Origin of the sequence: Flavimaricola marinus, assembly GCF_900184895.1 — a bacterium.
In the GTDB taxonomy this organism is placed as follows: domain Bacteria; phylum Pseudomonadota; class Alphaproteobacteria; order Rhodobacterales; family Rhodobacteraceae; genus Flavimaricola; species Flavimaricola marinus.
On the sequence record NZ_FXZK01000006.1, the window covers coordinates 22,461 to 39,126 of the forward strand.

Sequence of the window (16,666 nt, forward strand, 5' to 3'; positions counted from 1 at the left end):
ATCTCTGCCCCTCAGCTCAGTTCTTTGCGCGCTTGGCGCACATTGGAATAGACGACCGGTGAGACGATCAGCATGATCAGCACCGCGACAGCCGTCGCGCGTCCGTCATCGCGGAACATGAACTGCATCATGTAGCTTGGCAGGATCTGCGTTCCGAAGTTGCCGCCCGTCATGGCGTAGACAATGTCGAAGATCTTGAGCGTTCCGATGGTGATCGTTGTCCAGACCACGAGAATCGTCGCCGTGATCTGCGGCACCTGGATCTTGAAGAACACCTGAAACGGGTTTGCGCCATCGATGATCGCGGCTTCGATCGTTTCTTCCGGCACGCCGCGCAGGGCGGCGGACAGAATGACCATGGCAAAGCCTGTCTGAACCCAGATCAGCAGGACCATCAGGAACAGATTGTTCCAGAATGGAATTTGCAGGACATCCACGGCCTCAAGCCCGAAGGTGCCGCGGATTGCGTTGATCAACCCAATGTCGGGGTCGGGGGCGTAAACGAATTTCCAGATCAGCGATGCGCCCACAAAGGAAATCGCCATTGGCATGAAGATGATCGACTTGGCGATGTTGCCCCACTTCAGCCTGTCGGTCAGCTGAGCGATGATCAAGCCAAGGAAGGTCGACAGGGCGGGGACCACGAGCGCCCATAGCGCATTGTTCAGGAACGCCACCCGGAATTCGCCGGAGCCAATTAGCGAGGTGTAGTTGTCAAACCCGATGAACTCATCGCCGGAGCGATTGTAGAGCGACCGCACGAAGGAGCCGACCACCGGATACGCCAGATAGAGCGTCAGGAGCACGACGACCGGCAGCAGGAAGAGCCAAGGCCGGACGAGGTTCGCGCGATTGATGTTGCGCGAGATGTGCGCCCCCCGCGCCGGGAAAATGACTTTGTCGAGCAGCAGGTTCGAGACATAGAAGTAGGCAAGGCACCCCCCCACGCCGACTGCAATGGTGACAAGACCTTGGGTAATCGGGTCCATGTAGCAACCTCCCCTTCGCTATCAGATGACTCGGGCAGGTTCCTCCCCGCCGGATATGGCTGGCGGGCCACCCCGAAGGGCCGCCCGCCGGGTCTCGTTACTGGATCGACTGCCAGCGCGCTTCGATTGCATCTGCAACCGACTGCGCGTCAGCGCCGGTCGTGTAGTCGACCATGCCTGTCCAGAACGCGTTGGTGCCGATTTCGCCCGGCATCAGGTCAGAGCCATCAAAGCGGAAACTCGTCGCGTTCACAAGGATTTCACCCAGCTGGCGCTGTGTGTCGCTTGTATAGATGTCGAGGTTCGCATCGTTGTGCGGCGACAGGAACTGGCCCTGAGACATCATGATTTCATGCGCGAACGGTGTGCCGAGGAAGGCCATGAAGGCATCGGTGACCGGGTTGTTGTTGGTCTGGGATGCCAGACCGCCAGAGCCCAGCAGCGGACGCCCGAGATCGGCATTCGCTTCGAACGGCGGGAAGTAGAAGAAGTCATAGTCCTCGCCTGCAACCACACCTTCGGGGAAGAAGATCGGGATGAAGGAGGCCTGACGGTGCATGTAGCATTCCGGCGGGAAGCTGAACAATCCGTCGGGGCTGTCGCGGAAGTCGGTCGTTGCGACGACTTCAGGACCGGCCGGAGTGAATTCCGGCACCAACGCATAGGAGCCATAGGCTTCGATCGCCGCCACGACCCGCTCATCGTTGAACGGGATTTCGTGGGCGACCCACTGGTCGTAGACTTCGAGCGACGCCGTGCGCAGCATCATGTCTTCGACCCAGTCGGTAGCAGGCCAGCCGGTGGCCGCGCCAGAGCCCAGACCGATGCACCATGGGGTGCCACCGTCTTCGACGATCTGCTGGCTCAGTGCCATCAGCTCTTCCTGCGTCTGGGGAATGTCGTAGCCGCCTTCGTCGAACTGCTCGGGCGAATACCAGACCAGCGATTTCAGGTCGGTGCCGAAGAACAGGCCGAAGACGTTGCTCTCACCGTCTTCGCCGGGGAAGGTGCCGAGATCACGCCAGGACGAACCGGCGGCGTAGTTCTCGATCATGAATTCGGGTTCGGCAACCGGAACAAGGGTGCCGTTGGCGGCAAGGTCCTTGGCAAGGCCGGGCTGCGGGAACAGGGCGACGTCGGGCAAGCCACCGGCCTGCGAGGCGATCACGATGTCCTGCTCAAAGCTCTCGGAGCCGGAATACTCGACGTTCGCACCGGTCGCTGCCGTGAAATAGGCATAGAGATTGCGGTAGCGGTTCGCGTCGTCACCGGTCGTGGCGCCGGTCACGTTGATCGTTTCACCGGTGAAATCATGGGCTGCGGCAAAAGCCTCGTAGTTGTCCCAGTTGAAGTCACCCTCTCCGATCGGGTGGATGAGATCCTGTGCGAAAGCAGCCTGCCCGCCCAGTGCGATGAGCAGTGCGGTAGCGCTAACGAAAGTTGCGGGTTTGTGCATTCTAGTTCCTCCCTGAATGCCGTTTTTTTATCGGATATCAGAAACATCCGAAACGTTTCGGGATGCTAGTCGAAGCGGTTTGGATGCGTCAACCGGTTTGATCTTGCCTAGTCGTGAATTGGATGGATGCCATTGAATACGAATGGAAACCAATATTCTTGCCGATACGGACGCCGGCAGGTTCCTATGCTTGATCGTCGCGCGGGCCAGCGATGCTTCCCGAATCTAGGTGGTAGGTCACCTCGAGCAGATAGTTTTGGGCTGCGCGATCATCTTCGGAGAAGTGCCCGGCCAAGGCATCTGCGAGGCGCTGCCACGCATTTGCCAACGGGGATCGACTGCCCCCCAGTGCCGGCGTGAAGCCAGCCGCCGGATAGCGGGACAGGTCGTCGTCATGCGCGAGGACCGAGAGATCGCCGGGAATACTCAGGCCCAGTTCGGCCGCTGCGTTGTAGATTCCGCGCGCAATCATCGTATTGCCCGCAATCACCGCCGTCGGCGCCTGATCCGCCTGCATCAATTGCCTCAGGGCTGCATGTCCTCTGTCCGGTGTCTGGGCACCGAAAGAATGGAAATGCGATCTTGGCGAGATGTTTGCCGCAGCCAAGGCATCCCGATAGCCCGCCGCACGTGCTTCCGCGAAGCTCCTCGTTTCGAGCCCATTGAGAAAGGCAATTCGCTTGTGACCAGCCATGACCAAAGCCTCGGTCAAGCGATACGCCAGTTGATAATTGTCGACGTCCACGAATGGGTGAACTTGAGCGGGATCCTTGCCATGGACAATGTGGGGAATATTGCCCTCCAAAAGGAAGCAGATCCGCGGATCGGATCTTTGCGGTTCGATCACGATGAAGCCATCGACCCCTGCGCCTCTATAGAGGTCTTGATAAGCCTTGATGACGTCATTCGCCGAATCGGCAGCATGCAGCAGGAACCGAAATCCTTTCTTGGACAATGCGCTTGATAGTCCGACAAGCAGTTCGAACACCAACTCCTGTGCAGATCTGTCGACATCCGCCGGGAGTATCATCGCGATCAGCCCGCTGCGCCCTGTCTTCAGCCCCCGCGCGATGGCATTTGGCCGGTATCCCAACCGTTTCGCGGCTTCGCGCACGATCTGCCGCGTCTTGGCGTTGACATCGAGATGCCCCGCTAGAGCGCGGCTGACTTGGGTGACCGAGACGCCGGTTTCCCGACTGATATCTTTCAGAGTCGCAATGGTGTGGCGCCCTCGTTCTGCGATCGATTGGGGACTGCAAGTAGGTATGAAATGTTCTCAAAGTCAATTGAACGCTGCCCGTGAGGCTTCACTTGCATCTAGATTGGGGCGTTTCTCGAGCGGTGCTTTCTCGGGCATTGCCGTGTTGAAAAGCGTCGTCGGTGTGGTCAATGGCGATGTGTAGGAACCTGTCGTTTCGACGGTGTTTCGTGGCGATGACCGAGGCAATTCGGCCCCCCGGCGAGGCAGGAGTTCGGTCCGTCAAAATGTGCGGGATCCCTCCGATATTCTGATGAAAAATATTCTTAAATCAGACGCTTGGAATCTATTCACTTGGCGCGTTTGCACCAAGGTGCGCGACGGTTTCTGCGCCGTCAGTGTGGCGCCGTCCGCGCGATTGCGATGTTCAGCAGCACCTGACGCTTTTCCGATCGCGCCACCGAAATCGCACGGTCGAGCGCGTCTGGCAGATCGGCGCCATCGGTGACGGTTTCGGTATAGGCGCGACTGGCTGCGGCGGTTTGCGTGAAGTCGGGGCTTGGTCTAAGGGATGTCAGCGGCACTTCGTTGGCGGCCCGCGCGGACCCTTGCGGGTAGAGCCCTTCGACCGAATGCCGCACGGCGCCCCATTCTTCGTTGTTGAGCACCAAAACGATGATCGGCAATTCCTGAGCCTCGGCGACGAGATGGCAGGCTGTGGGATTGGCGAACATGTAGCTGCCGTCACCCATGGTGGCGAAGACCAAGCGTTCGGGGTCGGCCATTTGCGCCCCGATGGCGGCGGGCAGTCCCCATCCGAGCCCGCCGGAATGCGGCTCTTGGAAGTAGCTGTCGGGTTGCTCCAGATCAAGAGCGGGCAGGGGGCAGCCGAGTTCGTGGAACACTGTGGCGCGGCGGCCTGCGTCGACTTGGGCCTTGATCGCCCGGCCGAGGCACAAGCTGACCCAATCCTTGCTCATTGGTGCGGCGCAGCCCTTTTCCGCAAGGGCCACGACCTGGGCCCGCGTTGCATCGGATGCGGTGGTGATCCGGTCGCGCCGCGCGGTGGCGAGAGCACTGTCGCCCGATTGTCTGTTCATCTCGGCGGCCAGCCCCGTGATGACGGTGTCGACCGGGCCCGACAGCGTCAAGGCTGCGGGGAAGTTGCGGATCGGCGTTCGGGAGAAGAGCGGGTCCGGTCCGGCCTGAATGACGGTGACATCATCACGCAACTTCACCTTGTCGGGAAACCACGGTGCGAGGGCGTCGAGCACAAGCACCACGTCCGCCTTTTCCAACCAAGGGCCGGGATCGGCGCCGACCTGCATCGGGTGTGACAGCGGCATGGCCAATTGGTTGGACCAGTAGTGGGACAGGGGCAGGGCGTAGCGTTCGCACAGTGACTGCAGCGCCGCAAAGCCCGCCGCGCTGCCTGCGCCTCGTTGTGCGATGATCAAGGGGGCTTCGGCTGACAAGAGCGTCTGTGCTGCGCGGGCCAACGCGTCGGCATCGGGGGCTGTCGTGACGGGGGCCATGCGCGAGGGCGCGTCGAGCCCGGCGCGAGGGCAAGGCTCGCAGAGCACTTCGCGGGGCAGGCTGAGGTAGACCGGCCCTTTGGGCGTCGAATTGGCGATGGCCCATGCTCGGTCCATCAGCTCCGAGATCTGGTCGGCGAACCGCAGTTCGTAATTCCACTTTGTGGTCTCGCGGATCAGCGCCTCTTGATCGAACATCTCTTGCCCCCAGCCGATCGGCACGGTGCGCGCGCCAAAGCGCGAATGCTCGGTCACCGGAGTGCGTCCGGACATCAGGATCATCGGGACTTGGTCGCACCACGCGTTGATCGCCCCTGTCACCCCGTTGGATAAACCGACGTTCGTGTGCAGCAACACCGCTTGCGGCCGCTTGCTGATCTGCCAATAGCCGTGCGCCATGGAGACGGCGGCATGTTCGTGTGGAACGGTGACGGGCACCGGCAGGTCGATGCCGGCCCGGCGGGCTTCGACAAGGCCTTCGATGATCGGGGGGAAATCCGTTCCGGAGTTGGTGAAGACATAATCCACACCCAGCGCCTTCAGCTTACCGAAGATCGCACCACCCGCTGTGATCGGCCGAGTTTCCGCCATTGTGCCGGTATCCTTTCCCTTTCAAAAATCATATAATGAGATTCGATTTGCATTAAGTGATATTGTGCGAAACATTTGTGCCAATCACAAGTCTGAAGGACACAGCGTGGCGACCCCGATCAATCAATCCGTGATCAAGGCCTTTGATGTGCTGGACCTCTTTGGAGAAGAGCGTGTTGAACTGACGCCGGACAGTGTCGCCGGGGAACTTGGCATGTCATACGCCACGGCACATCGGTTCCTTGTCACCTTGGAGGCGGCTGGCGTGCTTTCGACAGTGCGGCGCGGGGTGTTTGCACCCGGTCCTCGGTTGGCTCGACTTGGCCGTATGGCCGAGGAGCTGGCCCCTTTGCCAAAGGCCCTGCCCGCGACGTTGGACAAGGTCCGGCACGCTCTTGGCGAATCCGTGATGGCCTGTCGGTTCACGCCGCGCGGCCCGATGTGCGTGGCTGTATCTCAGGCCCAACGACCGATTTCGGTGAACATCAGAATCGGCACCACGCTGCCGATGCTCAACACCGCGCAGGGCCGACTGTTTCTGGCCCATATGTCCGCGCGGGACAGTGCCAGTTGGGCCAAGGCGCAGGGGGTGAAAGACGCTCAGATCGAGTGTGTCGAGCCTGCCTTGGTTGAGGCGCGAGACAAGGGCTTTGCCCTCAATCGAGGCGACAACGAGCCTGACATCGCGGCTGTTTCCGTTCCGGTTCTGATAGGCGGCAAAGCCGTGCTAACCCTGTCCGCCTTTGGCATGTTGAGCCGGATGGACGACGCCTTCGTCGAGGCTGCCATCTCCGAGTTGAACCGTGCTGCCGCTGCTCTGGGAGGCTGAAGCGGCAGCCTGAATTGAACCCAAATGGGAGGAGCCAAGCCCATGACAGACGACCCCAAACCCAGCGGCACCGAATTCTGGCGCGATCTCAAGCCGATCACCAAGGTGTTTCAGCCCGATGCCCAGCCCGAAGTCTATCTGTCCAACGTCGCGGATGACGATATGCGCTACTATGTGCCGTTCACCGAGACCGTATTCTCCAGGCCGCTGTGGATTTCGCCGTCGAAGAACCAATGGTGCGATATTCTCATGGCGACCGGGCCGGGCCTTGTGAACCGCCACTACCACCCGCACGAGGTCTTTGCCTTCACGATCTCTGGCAAGTGGGGCTATCTGGAACACGACTGGGTCGCCACGGCGGGCGACTTCGTCTACGAGACGCCGGGCGAGGGTCATACACTGGTGGCCTACGAACACGAAGACCCGATGAAAGCTTATTTCAAGGTCACCGGACCGTTAATCTGGCTGGATGAAGACGGCGAGCCTGATGGCTACTTCGACGTGCACGACTACATCGCCATGTGCAAGGCGCATTACGACAAGGTCGGCCTCGGCGCCGAGCAGATCGAAAAGCTGTTTCGCTAGGTCAGACCGACATCCCGCCATCGGCCATCAATACGTGGCCGGTGGTGAAGCTCGACTGCGCCGAGGCCAGATAGAGGATCGACGCGGCGATCTCCTGAGCCGTCCCATGCCGCCCCATTGGGATCATCTCGTTGAAGAACTCCGTCCCGTCGCGCCCGATCTCAGCACCGAGCCCGTCCTCCACCCGAAGTTGGAAGTCGTTTTCGATGGGGCCGGGGGCAATGGCGTTCACACGGATCCCACGCGGAGCGAGGTCTTTTGCCAGAACCCGCATCAGCCCCGTCAGCGCGTGTTTGGCGGTGATGTAGGCATAGACACCTGGATCGCCGCGCGTTGCCGCGACGCTGGAGGTCAACACGATGCTGCCGCCTCTCTTCATGTGCGGCACGGTATGTTTCGCCATCAGGAAGGCGCCTCGGACGTGCACGGACAGCACGTTGTCGAAGACGTCTGTCGGGTATTCCTGGATCGGGGCGACGGTCCCGAAATTGCCTGCATTCGACAGCAGCACGTCGATGCCACCGAAGTGCGCGACGGTCTGAGCGATGGCGGATTGGACCTGCGCCTCGTCGGATACGTCTGCCTTGAGGCAAAGCACCGCCTCGGGGGTGACCGTCAGCGCGTCTTGTGCGGCCGACTGAAGCGCCTCCGGATCAAGGTCGATCAGCGCCAGACGTGCGCCTTGTGCCTGCAAAAGGCTGGCCGCCGCCAAGCCCAATGACCCTGCGCCACCGGTGATGACGCAGACCTTTTCGCCAAGATCGAACATTGGGTCCGCCATCAGATCGGGTAATGCGGTTGGCCGTCCTGGACGGTAATCCAGCGCAGCGTGGTGAATTCCTCGATCGCCGCCATGCCACCGAACCGGCCGTAGCCGGAGTCCTTGACCCCGCCGAAGGGCATCTGCGCCTCGTCGTGCACGGTAGGGCCGTTGATGTGGCAAATGCCACTCTCGATGCGTTTCGCGACATTCATGGCGCGGACGGTATCGCGGCCAAAGATGCTGGCGGACAGCCCATACTCGGTATCGTTGGCGACCCGGACTGCCTCGTCGATGCTGCTCACCCGCACGACGGAGGCTGTGGGGCCAAAGCTTTCCTCTGTATATATCCGCATCGAGGGGGTGACGTGATCGATTAGCGTCGCCTCCATCAAGACCCCGTCGGCCTGCCCGCCGGCGACGATCTTTGCGCCTTTGTCCTGTGCATCACGCACGAGGCCCATGATCCGGTTGACGGCGCCGATGTCGACCACGCAGCCAAGCGCGGTATTGCCCTCGCGCGGGTCGCCGACCGTCAGGCTGCGGACCTTTTCGCCCAGTTTCTCGACAAAGGCATCCGCGATGCCTTCGTGCACGACGAGCCGTTCGGTCGACATGCAGATTTGCCCTTGGTTCATGTAGGCGCCAAAGGCCGCGGCGGCGACGGCGGCGTCCAGGTCGGCGTCGTCGAGCACGATCATCGGAGCCTTGCCGCCCAGCTCCAATAGCGCCGGTTTCAGATTTTCGGCGGCCAGTTTGGCGATGATCCGCCCGACGCGGGTCGAACCGGTAAAGTTCACCCGGCGAACGGCAGAGTGGGCGATCAGCGCCTCGACGATCTCGCTGGCGTCTTCGGGAGCGTTGGACAAGACGTTGAGCACTCCGTTCGGCAGGCCCGCCTCCTGCATCGCCTCTACGATCAGCGCGTGAGTCCGTGGAGACAGTTCAGACGATTTCATTACCACGGTATTCCCGCAGGCCAGCGGCATCGCGATCGACCGCACCCCGAGGATGACTGGCGCATTCCAAGGGGCGATCGACAATACCACTCCGGCCGGTTGGCGGATCGCCATGGCCATCGAGCCGGGTCGGTTGGAGGGGATCACCTCGCCTTTGATCATTGTCGTCATGGAAGCCGCTTCACGCAGCATTCCAGCCGCGAGCATCACGTTGAACCCGGCCCAAGCTGCCGTGGCGCCGACTTCCTCGGCCATGGCCTGAGCGATGTCGTCCTTGCGCAATTCGAGATTGTCTGCAGCGGCCAGCAGCAGCCGACGCCGCTCTCCGGGGCCGGTGTTGGACCAGCCCGGGAAGGCGCGTGCCGCCGCATCGGCGGCCTGATTTGCATCCTCGACGGACGCGGCGGCCGCTTCTGTCGCCACGCCCCCGGTGAGGGGATTTTTTCGAGTGAAAGTCCGACCGCCTTCGGCCTTTACCTTTTCGCCGTCGATCAAGAGATCCAAAACGCTCATGTTTTTCTCCATTTATGTGTCGCCGCCCAGAAATGCCTGCCTTACGGCGGCATCGTTCATCAATTCTTCGGAGGTTCCCGACCCGGTGATCCGGCCCGCTTCGAGCAGATAGCCGCGATCCGCGTGCCGCAGACTGATCCTGACGTTCTGCTCGACGATCAGGAGCCCGACTCCGGTCTCCCGCACGCGCGCCAATGCCTTGAACATGTCCCCCACAACGATGGGAGCGAGGCCGAGGCTCGGCTCGTCGAGCAGCAGGTAGTCCGGTTTCGACATCATCGCCCGGCCCACGGCGACCATTTGTTGTTCGCCACCCGACATGGTGTGAACGAATTGGCTGCGCCGTTCCTTCAGTCGCGGGAAGATCTCGAACACTTGGGCCATCGTATCGTCTTCCGACGCCCGCGCCCGTTGCGGCGTCGCCCCCAGCCGAAGGTTTTCTTCGACCGTCATCCGCCCAATCACACCACGTCCTTCGGGGACGAGGGCGATGCCGTGGTTCGTGACCTTGTGAGCCGGAATGCCGGTCAGCGTTTCGCCGCCAAGCACAACGGAGCCGTCGGACAAGGCCACCGTGCCTGCAACGGCCTTGAGAATTGAGGACTTGCCCGCGCCGTTGGCGCCGAGCACCACCACGGCCTCACCCTTCGTGACGGAAAAGCTGACCCCGTCTACCGCAAGATGTTTTCCGTAGCGCACGGTCAGGTTCTTGAGCTCAAGCATGGTCGTCACCCAGATAGGCCTTGATCACGGCGGGCTCTTGCAGCACCTCCGCAGAGGGCCCTTCAGCAATCTTTTCTCCCGCGCTCATCACGATGCAGCGCGAGCAGAGGGCGCGCACCGCTTCCATGATGTGTTCCACCAGAAGCACCGTCATCCCTTGCCCCTGCAAATGCTGCACGAGCTCGATCCCGATGCGCAGCTCGGAAGGGTTCAACCCGGCGAGCCATTCGTCGAGCAACAGTAGGTCCGGTTCGGAGGCGAGTGCACGTGCCATCTCCATCCGCTTTTGGTCGATATAGGTCAGATTGCCGACTTTCTCTTGTCCGCGACCTGCCAGCCCGACGAATTCGAGCTTCTCTTCGACCCGATCGCGTGCCTCTTTCCCCCAGTGCCGATGTTTGCCGAAGGCGAGCGACAGCAGCACGTTCTCAGCGACGTTCAGTGTGGGCAATGGCCGCACGAGTTGGAAGGTGCGGGCCACGCCGTGCTTGGCCACTTGGTGCGGTTTCAGTCGCGTGATGTCGGCGCCACCAACTCGAACGGTTCCGCCATCGCACGGCAGCGCGCCCGAGATCATGTTGAGCACCGTCGTCTTGCCTGACCCGTTGGGCCCCAAGAGCCCGACAACCTCACCCGGAGCGAGGGAGAAAGAGACGCCCGCAACCGCCACGAGGCCGCCAAACCGCTTTTGCAGGTTGCTGATTTCGAGTTGCGCGCTCATTTCGGGCTTCCTTTGCGCAGCGTTTCGATCTTGGCCAGGACGCCTTCGGGCATGACGAAGACGATCAGGATGAACAGCAGTCCGAGGATGATCGAGAAGTGATCGGGAAAGCTGACCGACAGCCACTCGAACAACAGGAACAGCGGGATCGCGCCGACCAGTGGCCCCCAAAGCCGCATCGCTCCGCCCAGAAGCGCCATGATCAGCGTCATGAAGCTAACGGTGGGATTAAAGACGATGGACGGCTCGATATAGGTCCAGCGCGGCGCCTGGATGGCCCCGACGAGCGTGATGATCGTGGACGAGATGACGAACAGCAGGAGCTTGATCCGCGTCACGTCGACACCGGCATGTGCCGCGACGGTTTCGTCGTCTCCCAGCGCCTTGAGCGCCAGCCCGATCCGCGACCGCCCGATCCCCCACGAGATGAGGAACGTCGCCGCTGCGAGCGCCAGAAGCTGCCAGTAGATGTGCCGCCCTTCGAATGGCAGAAACACATACCGCCCCATGGTGTAGGTGATGTTCACCTCCCACCAACTGACGGTCTGCCGCACCAGCTCGGCGAGCCCAAAGGTGAAGATCACGAAATAGACGCCAGCGAGCCGGAGCGTCGAGAAGCCGACGATCAGCGCCATGACCATGCCGATCCCTCCGGCGCAGAGCAGCACGAGCGGATATGGCAACGTCTCGTTCAGCACGGCGACCGTATAGGCGCCGACCCCAAAGAAGGCGACGGTGGCCAGGGAGACATAGCGCGTCGGCCCTGAGAACATGGCCCAGGCCGTTGCGAGCGTGACATAGCCTGTCATCCCAAGCAGCACGCCGGTCCAGTAGTCGGGGATCAAAAGCGGCGCGGCAGCGAGTAGCGCAAGCACGGCGGCCGCGAGCAGAAATGCATGAGAGGTTTTCATGGTCATGCCTTTCCGAACAATCCGTTTGGCCGCACAAGCAGCAGCACCAGAAACACGGTATAGACCGCGGCGAGCGTCAGGCCCGGATCGATGTAGGCCGCGACGAAGGTTTCAACGAGCCCAAGCAGCAACCCTGCGACGATGGCGCCGGGCACGCTGCCTTTGCCGCCGAGGATCACGACGATCAGCGCCTTCATGGTAAAGACGACCCCCGCCGTGGCGGTGAATGTCTGGAACATCGACACCACACCACCGCCTGTGGCGGCCAACGCTCCGCCGACCGCAAAGGCGGTGCGCGCGGCGCGGTTCGTGTCGATCCCGAAGAGCGGCGCACTTTGCGGTGCGGTAGCCACCGCTCGCAGGATCATCCCCCAGCGGGTGCGATACAGCACGCCGACGAGAACCGCTCCAAACGTCAGGCTCAGCACCAAGGCCACGAGCCTGTTGCCCGCGACCACGGTTCCCAGCATGCTGACCGGTGAATTCAGGAAACTGTAGCTGGTGTAGCCGCCTCCGAACATGACCAGCAGCACCCCCTGAATGACAAAGAGCAGGCCGAAGGTGACGAGGATGCTGTCGACTTCCAACGCCCCTTCGTCCGGTGCCCGCGCGACCAGTGGTTTCATGATGAAACGGTAGATCAGCAGGTTGAAGACGTAACCCGTCGGACCGACGATCAAGAGGGCCAGGATCGGATTGATCGCAAAGACGGAGAACAGGACGTAGGTGGCAAAGCAGGCCGCGATGATCGTATCCCCGAAGCTGAGGTTCATGATCCGCGCGATCCCGTACTGGATGGTGAGCCCCATGGCGACGAGCGCATATGTGCCGCCGAGCACCAGCCCGTTTACGACGTGTTCAAGCATGAGAAGTCCGGTCTTTGACAGAAGAGTGAGAGTTGCGAAGTGCGGCGGAGGTCTCCGCCGCACTCTGGATTGGTCGCTGCCTCAATGGCCGCCGAGTATCATTCCCAGTCCGGCTTTGGCAACTGGACGGCCGCGAGCCCGTTTCCACCCTCCGGCGAAACCGCGACGAATTCTCCGTTCTGCCATTGGCCGACCCAATTGATGGCCCGCAACTGGTTGTTCTCCAAGCGGGTTTCTTCGCCGAGAACTGTCGAGAACGTCCCAGTTGAGAGTTCTTCTGCGACGGCAGCCCGGTCCAGTCCGACCCGTTCGATCGACTGTTCAAGCATTTGCAGCGACGCGTAGATCAGAACGGAACCCCAATAATCCGGTGCCCGCCCGATGAGTTCTTCGTGTTGCGCGCGGTAGGCGGCGTTCAATGCATTGTTGGGATCGATGCCGCCGAGGCTCATGACGCCTTCGACATTGGTGCCCGCAACGCCCGGAAAGATCGGGAAGGCCGCGCCGACGCCGAGGTAATACACAGGGGGATTGAAGCCCACGACCGTGGATTGCTTGGTCAGCGCAAAGGTATGTGGCGGGTAGCTGAATGCCACGAAGGTGTCGGCCTCGGAATTGGAAGCCTCGCCGATGATTGTTGCAAAGTCAGAAGTTTCCGGAGGGAACGATTGATCGTAGACGATCTCGAAGCCGGCCTCTTCGAAAGTCGGCCGGGCTGCCTTGACCAGATCGATGCCAAAGCCGTCTGCCACGGAAACCATGGCGATCGAGTTGTTGATCCGCCCGGCATCGCGCTCGGCGACGAGCACGTCGGTGAAGGCGGAGACGTAGTCGGCGCTACCACCCATAAACCAGAAGCTGGTGTCCCAACGCTCCACGAATTCGGTCGCCTTGTCGGTAACGGCTGCGCCGGCGAGGTGTGGATAGCCGAACCTTGCCAACAGCGGCGCCGCGGCGAGGTTGAAGCCTGTTCCCCACGGCGGAAGGATGAAATCGACCTCGTCTTGCGTGGCCAGACGTTCGATCCCGCGCACGACTTCTTCTGCCGAGGATCGGTCGTCATAGGCGATGACTTCGATCGGCAGCTGGCTGCCGTCTGGCAGGGTCAAGCCGCCTGCGGCGTTTACCTCTTGGACCCATAGTTCGTAGTTTGGCGTTACGGTCATGTCCGCGCCGCCGGCATTCGGCCCTGATTTGGAGATGACATATCCAATAGTCACACTCTCGCGCTCTTGCGCCATGAGGCCGGTGCTGCCGGCCGCAAGTGCTACGGCCGCGACAGCACAACTTGTCAGATGTCGAACCGAATGGATGGTCTCCGAAAACGAATTTTTCATGGTCTTCCTCCCAAGATATCACAGGATATCGCGGCCTTTTCGGCCGACGTTCCCGAGCCCGCGCCTCTCCTCTGGCCGGGCTTGTTCAGGAGCCTACGCCCTCCGCTGCGGCAGGCTAATGGACAATCTGAGGGAATAATTGCACTTTTGACGGAAGACATCGCCGTTCTCAGAGGAATGCAGAAACCTTGATCCGTCAGACGATTCAGGCAGAGCGCATCAAGAGCGCGCTTACCAACACCGAGTTCACCACTTCCGGTGGGCGTGCCACCTTCATGCTGATTGTTTCGGGCCGCGGCGTGTTCACCTCCGATGAAGTCGAGCGCGACGTCGCTGGCCCCTGTCTGATCTGGGCGCCGACGGGATGGGCCAGCCAGATATCTGTCGCCGCGGGCACGCGCGGGTTTCTCATCCGGATGCCTGTGCCTGCCCTTGGTCGCGCCTTGCCGACAGATGTCATTTCCGCCCATGTGCGCGAGGTTGTCAGCCGCCGCATATTCCTGTCCGAGCTCTCGGACCGGGCGATCCAGTCCCTTGTTGCTTTGTTCAACAAGATCGAAACCGAGTTGCATGAACTCGAACCGGGCAGTGAGACCGTTGTCGATTATTGTGTCTCATTGTTGATGATCGAGATCTGGCGGGCTGCAGCCCCGCCGTTGCAGGCCACGCAGCCACAGCCTCATCGGATATCAGACAGCTTTCTGAACCTCGTGGAATTGCACCTGCAAAACCATTGGACCGTCGGTGAATATGCGCGCCGGATCGGCGTGTCGCGGGACCGGCTGAATGAAGCGGTCCGTTGCGCGATCGGTATTCCGCCGCATCAACACATTCAGAAGAGATTGATGGAGGAGGCAAAGGCCCTGTTGGTCACGACGAATCTGCAGGTGGCCGAAATCGGATACAAGCTCGGCTTTGGCGATGCCGCCTATTTTACCCGGTTCTTCCGTCGCCATGAGAAGCTCGCTCCGAGCAAGTTCCGTCGCACCTTTGCGCCACTTTGGCGGTCGCGCTCGGAAGAGATTTCCTTTGCTGATTGGCCCTGATCGGGCGGACCTTCCCCAGACTGCCGGTTCAGGCAGTCAATTGTCCAACACAGTCAAGAAGCTGCCGCGCCCGGCATGCGCCGGGGAGCTTGCCAATGGGTCTCTCAATCGCGCGTCATGCCGGCCCCAATTTCCTGCCGCAGATGTGCGCCGACCCGAAGCGCCTGAGCCGCGATGGTCAAGGCCGGGTTTAGTGCGGCAGACGACGGGAAGAATCCGGCATCGACGACGTAAAGGTTCGGATGGTCATGCGCACGGCACAAGTCGTTCAGCGCCGATGCTTTGGGATCGTCACCCATTCGGACTGTGCCGCACTGATGCGATGGTGCCTGAATGCCGAAGCTGTGCCGCAGAACCATCGGGAACCCGGTCCGCCGCAAGACGCGTTTCACATGCCGAACGAACCGATCATGCGCGGCGCTGCCTCCGGGCTGGTAGTCGACCTCGACCTGATCGCCGTCGCGCCATCGCACCCGGCTGTCGGGGTTTGGCAGGTCTTCCGACATGGCCAGCACGTCAACGGAATGCCGCCCGAGCCAGTTGGCAAGAACGTGCGGGGTGGCGGGGTAGGTGGCGCGGATCATCGCGCCCTGAATATTGCCGAGCATCTGGACATTGCCTCTTGCGTCCGCATCGCCGGGTAGTCCGTGATAGAAATCATTGACCGAAAGGGTCTTTGGGAACCGCGTCCCGTTCACGGCAAAGGGGTTGACCCCCATCAAACCGGTGAGGTGATGATTCATCAGGTAGCGACCCACCACGCCCGAACGATTGGCGAGCCCGTCTGGCGCCGCCTCGCAGGCCGAGCGCAGAAGGATCAGTGCAGAGTTGATCGCCCCTGCGCTGAGCACAAACGTTGATGCCTCGACATGAAACACCTCCCCCCCGCGAGAGACCTCGGCGGCGACGATACGCTGCCCTTGGGCGTCTGTTCGCAGGCGTGTGACGCGGGCGCACCGTTCCAGCCGCACGTCGGGATGCGCAAGAAGGGGCCGAAGCACACGGGTTTCGGCATCGCCCTTGGCGTCGAAGCGACAGGCGAAGGCGTCACAGGTTCCGCAGCGTCGACATGTTCCCCCCGGTCCGAAATCGATGGCGGAGGGCATGTGAAACGGATGCAGTCCCTGTTCGGACAATCTCTCTGCCAACGCTGCAATCGTCGGCTCGTGCGGGACGGGGGCATGCGGGAACGCGGCGCGGGGAGGCTCTGTCGGATCCACCCCGGTTTGCCCCCGGACGCCGTAGAGCTGCTCTGCCTGATCGTAGTATGGCTCGATATCTTTGTAGCTGAACGGCCATGCGGGCGAGGTTCCACCATCCATTTCGGTCGCATCGAAATCGCTCTCGCGAAACCGAAACATCGCCGTGCCGTAGAACTTGGTATGGCCGCCGACATAGTAATATTGGCCGGGTCTGTAGCGCTGGCCTTTCGCGTCCTGCCATTCATCCTTGGTCTTGTACCGGGCTTGCCCGAAGACCGCTTCGGCATCGCTGTTCTGTGGCTCGTTGGGCAGGAAATCGCCGCGTTCGAGGATCAGCACCTTGGCGCCGCTGCCGGCAATCTGGCGTGCGACCGCGCTGCCGCCAACTCCGGAGCCGATGATGACCACGTCTGTTTTGATCGTTTCCACGGTGCCCTCGAGCGGT

Annotated in this window: 15 protein-coding genes and 1 pseudogene; 3 read left to right on the forward strand and 13 right to left on the reverse strand. The window is 61.4% G+C overall.

What is annotated here, in order from left to right:
* Positions 1-11 precede the first annotated feature (11 nt).
* The 5 genes and pseudogenes from LOM8899_RS14880 to LOM8899_RS14895 form a co-directional block, all read right to left on the reverse strand.
* A complete protein-coding gene (locus tag LOM8899_RS14880) occupies positions 12-989 on the reverse strand; it encodes a carbohydrate ABC transporter permease (protein WP_093993044.1) in 978 nt (325 codons plus the stop codon).
* Between the two features lie 97 nt (positions 990-1,086).
* Positions 1,087-2,445: an ABC transporter substrate-binding protein gene (locus tag LOM8899_RS14885; RefSeq protein ID WP_093993045.1), complete on the reverse strand. Its 1,359-nt coding sequence runs from the start codon at positions 2,443-2,445 to the stop codon at positions 1,087-1,089.
* A 184-nt stretch (positions 2,446-2,629) separates the two neighbouring features.
* Positions 2,630-3,433: a substrate-binding domain-containing protein gene (locus tag LOM8899_RS14890; protein WP_168770556.1), complete on the reverse strand. Its 804-nt coding sequence runs from the start codon at positions 3,431-3,433 to the stop codon at positions 2,630-2,632.
* 99 nt (positions 3,434-3,532) lie between these two features.
* A pseudogene (locus LOM8899_RS23925) lies at positions 3,533-3,712 on the reverse strand (LacI family DNA-binding transcriptional regulator); the annotation flags it as partial.
* A 326-nt stretch (positions 3,713-4,038) separates the two neighbouring features.
* Complete coding sequence (locus LOM8899_RS14895) at positions 4,039-5,769, reverse strand: thiamine pyrophosphate-requiring protein (protein WP_093993047.1); 1,731 nt, start codon at positions 5,767-5,769, stop codon at positions 4,039-4,041.
* A 106-nt stretch (positions 5,770-5,875) separates the two neighbouring features.
* Here LOM8899_RS14895 and LOM8899_RS14900 point away from each other — a divergent pair, with 106 nt between their 5' ends.
* Positions 5,876-6,598 carry an IclR family transcriptional regulator gene (locus LOM8899_RS14900; RefSeq protein ID WP_133065045.1) on the forward strand — a complete coding sequence of 241 codons (723 nt, stop codon included), beginning with the start codon at positions 5,876-5,878 and terminating at the stop codon, positions 6,596-6,598.
* A 42-nt stretch (positions 6,599-6,640) separates the two neighbouring features.
* A complete protein-coding gene (locus LOM8899_RS14905) occupies positions 6,641-7,183 on the forward strand; it encodes a 2,4'-dihydroxyacetophenone dioxygenase family protein (protein ID WP_093993048.1) in 543 nt (180 codons plus the stop codon).
* A 1-nt stretch (position 7,184) separates the two neighbouring features.
* Here the strand turns inward: LOM8899_RS14905 and LOM8899_RS14910 are convergent, their stop codons facing one another.
* From LOM8899_RS14910 to LOM8899_RS14940, 7 genes are all read right to left on the reverse strand, one after another.
* On the reverse strand, positions 7,185-7,952 hold the full coding sequence (locus LOM8899_RS14910) for an SDR family NAD(P)-dependent oxidoreductase (protein ID WP_093993049.1): 768 nt from the start codon (positions 7,950-7,952) through the stop codon (positions 7,185-7,187).
* Positions 7,953-7,963: 11 nt separating this feature from the next.
* A complete protein-coding gene (locus LOM8899_RS14915) occupies positions 7,964-9,415 on the reverse strand; it encodes an aldehyde dehydrogenase (RefSeq protein ID WP_093993218.1) in 1,452 nt (483 codons plus the stop codon).
* 12 nt (positions 9,416-9,427) lie between these two features.
* Positions 9,428-10,138 carry an ABC transporter ATP-binding protein gene (locus LOM8899_RS14920; protein WP_093993050.1) on the reverse strand — a complete coding sequence of 237 codons (711 nt, stop codon included), beginning with the start codon at positions 10,136-10,138 and terminating at the stop codon, positions 9,428-9,430.
* Positions 10,131-10,859 carry an ABC transporter ATP-binding protein gene (locus LOM8899_RS14925; RefSeq protein ID WP_093993051.1) on the reverse strand — a complete coding sequence of 243 codons (729 nt, stop codon included), beginning with the start codon at positions 10,857-10,859 and terminating at the stop codon, positions 10,131-10,133. The genes LOM8899_RS14920 and LOM8899_RS14925 overlap by 8 nt, the downstream gene beginning before the upstream one ends.
* On the reverse strand, positions 10,856-11,770 hold the full coding sequence (locus LOM8899_RS14930) for a branched-chain amino acid ABC transporter permease (protein WP_245820556.1): 915 nt from the start codon (positions 11,768-11,770) through the stop codon (positions 10,856-10,858). Before LOM8899_RS14930 ends, LOM8899_RS14925 begins: the two co-directional genes overlap by 4 nt.
* Before the next feature lie 2 nt (positions 11,771-11,772).
* Positions 11,773-12,636, reverse strand: coding sequence for a branched-chain amino acid ABC transporter permease (locus LOM8899_RS14935; protein WP_093993053.1), 864 nt, complete (start codon positions 12,634-12,636; stop codon positions 11,773-11,775).
* A 98-nt stretch (positions 12,637-12,734) separates the two neighbouring features.
* Positions 12,735-13,973 carry an amino acid ABC transporter substrate-binding protein gene (locus LOM8899_RS14940; RefSeq protein ID WP_093993054.1) on the reverse strand — a complete coding sequence of 413 codons (1,239 nt, stop codon included), beginning with the start codon at positions 13,971-13,973 and terminating at the stop codon, positions 12,735-12,737.
* A gap of 188 nt (positions 13,974-14,161) precedes the next feature.
* Here LOM8899_RS14940 and LOM8899_RS14945 point away from each other — a divergent pair, with 188 nt between their 5' ends.
* Positions 14,162-15,019, forward strand: coding sequence for a helix-turn-helix domain-containing protein (locus LOM8899_RS14945; RefSeq protein WP_093993055.1), 858 nt, complete (start codon positions 14,162-14,164; stop codon positions 15,017-15,019).
* Positions 15,020-15,123: 104 nt separating this feature from the next.
* On the opposite strand, the gene LOM8899_RS14950 is transcribed toward LOM8899_RS14945, so the two are convergent.
* Positions 15,124-16,650: a GMC oxidoreductase gene (locus LOM8899_RS14950; protein WP_211096208.1), complete on the reverse strand. Its 1,527-nt coding sequence runs from the start codon at positions 16,648-16,650 to the stop codon at positions 15,124-15,126.
* Positions 16,651-16,666 lie beyond the last annotated feature (16 nt).

What these genes read in the sequence shown, in the direction of transcription:
- LOM8899_RS14925 (WP_093993051.1), bottom strand. Translation starts at nt 10,859, where the DNA reads ATGAGCGCGCAACTCGAAATCAGCAACCTGCAAAAGCGGTTTGGCGGC.
- LOM8899_RS14920 (WP_093993050.1), bottom strand. Translation starts at nt 10,138, where the DNA reads ATGCTTGAGCTCAAGAACCTGACCGTGCGCTACGGAAAACATCTTGCG.
- LOM8899_RS14935 (WP_093993053.1), bottom strand. Translation starts at nt 12,636, where the DNA reads ATGCTTGAACACGTCGTAAACGGGCTGGTGCTCGGCGGCACATATGCG.
- LOM8899_RS14940 (WP_093993054.1), bottom strand. Translation starts at nt 13,973, where the DNA reads ATGAAAAATTCGTTTTCGGAGACCATCCATTCGGTTCGACATCTGACA.
- LOM8899_RS14895 (WP_093993047.1), bottom strand. Translation starts at nt 5,769, where the DNA reads ATGGCGGAAACTCGGCCGATCACAGCGGGTGGTGCGATCTTCGGTAAG.
- LOM8899_RS14880 (WP_093993044.1), bottom strand. Translation starts at nt 989, where the DNA reads ATGGACCCGATTACCCAAGGTCTTGTCACCATTGCAGTCGGCGTGGGG.
- LOM8899_RS14910 (WP_093993049.1), bottom strand. Translation starts at nt 7,952, where the DNA reads ATGTTCGATCTTGGCGAAAAGGTCTGCGTCATCACCGGTGGCGCAGGG.
- LOM8899_RS14930 (WP_245820556.1), bottom strand. Translation starts at nt 11,770, where the DNA reads ATGAAAACCTCTCATGCATTTCTGCTCGCGGCCGCCGTGCTTGCGCTA.
- LOM8899_RS14885 (WP_093993045.1), bottom strand. Translation starts at nt 2,445, where the DNA reads ATGCACAAACCCGCAACTTTCGTTAGCGCTACCGCACTGCTCATCGCA.
- LOM8899_RS14905 (WP_093993048.1), top strand. Translation starts at nt 6,641, where the DNA reads ATGACAGACGACCCCAAACCCAGCGGCACCGAATTCTGGCGCGATCTC.
- LOM8899_RS14915 (WP_093993218.1), bottom strand. Translation starts at nt 9,415, where the DNA reads ATGAGCGTTTTGGATCTCTTGATCGACGGCGAAAAGGTAAAGGCCGAA.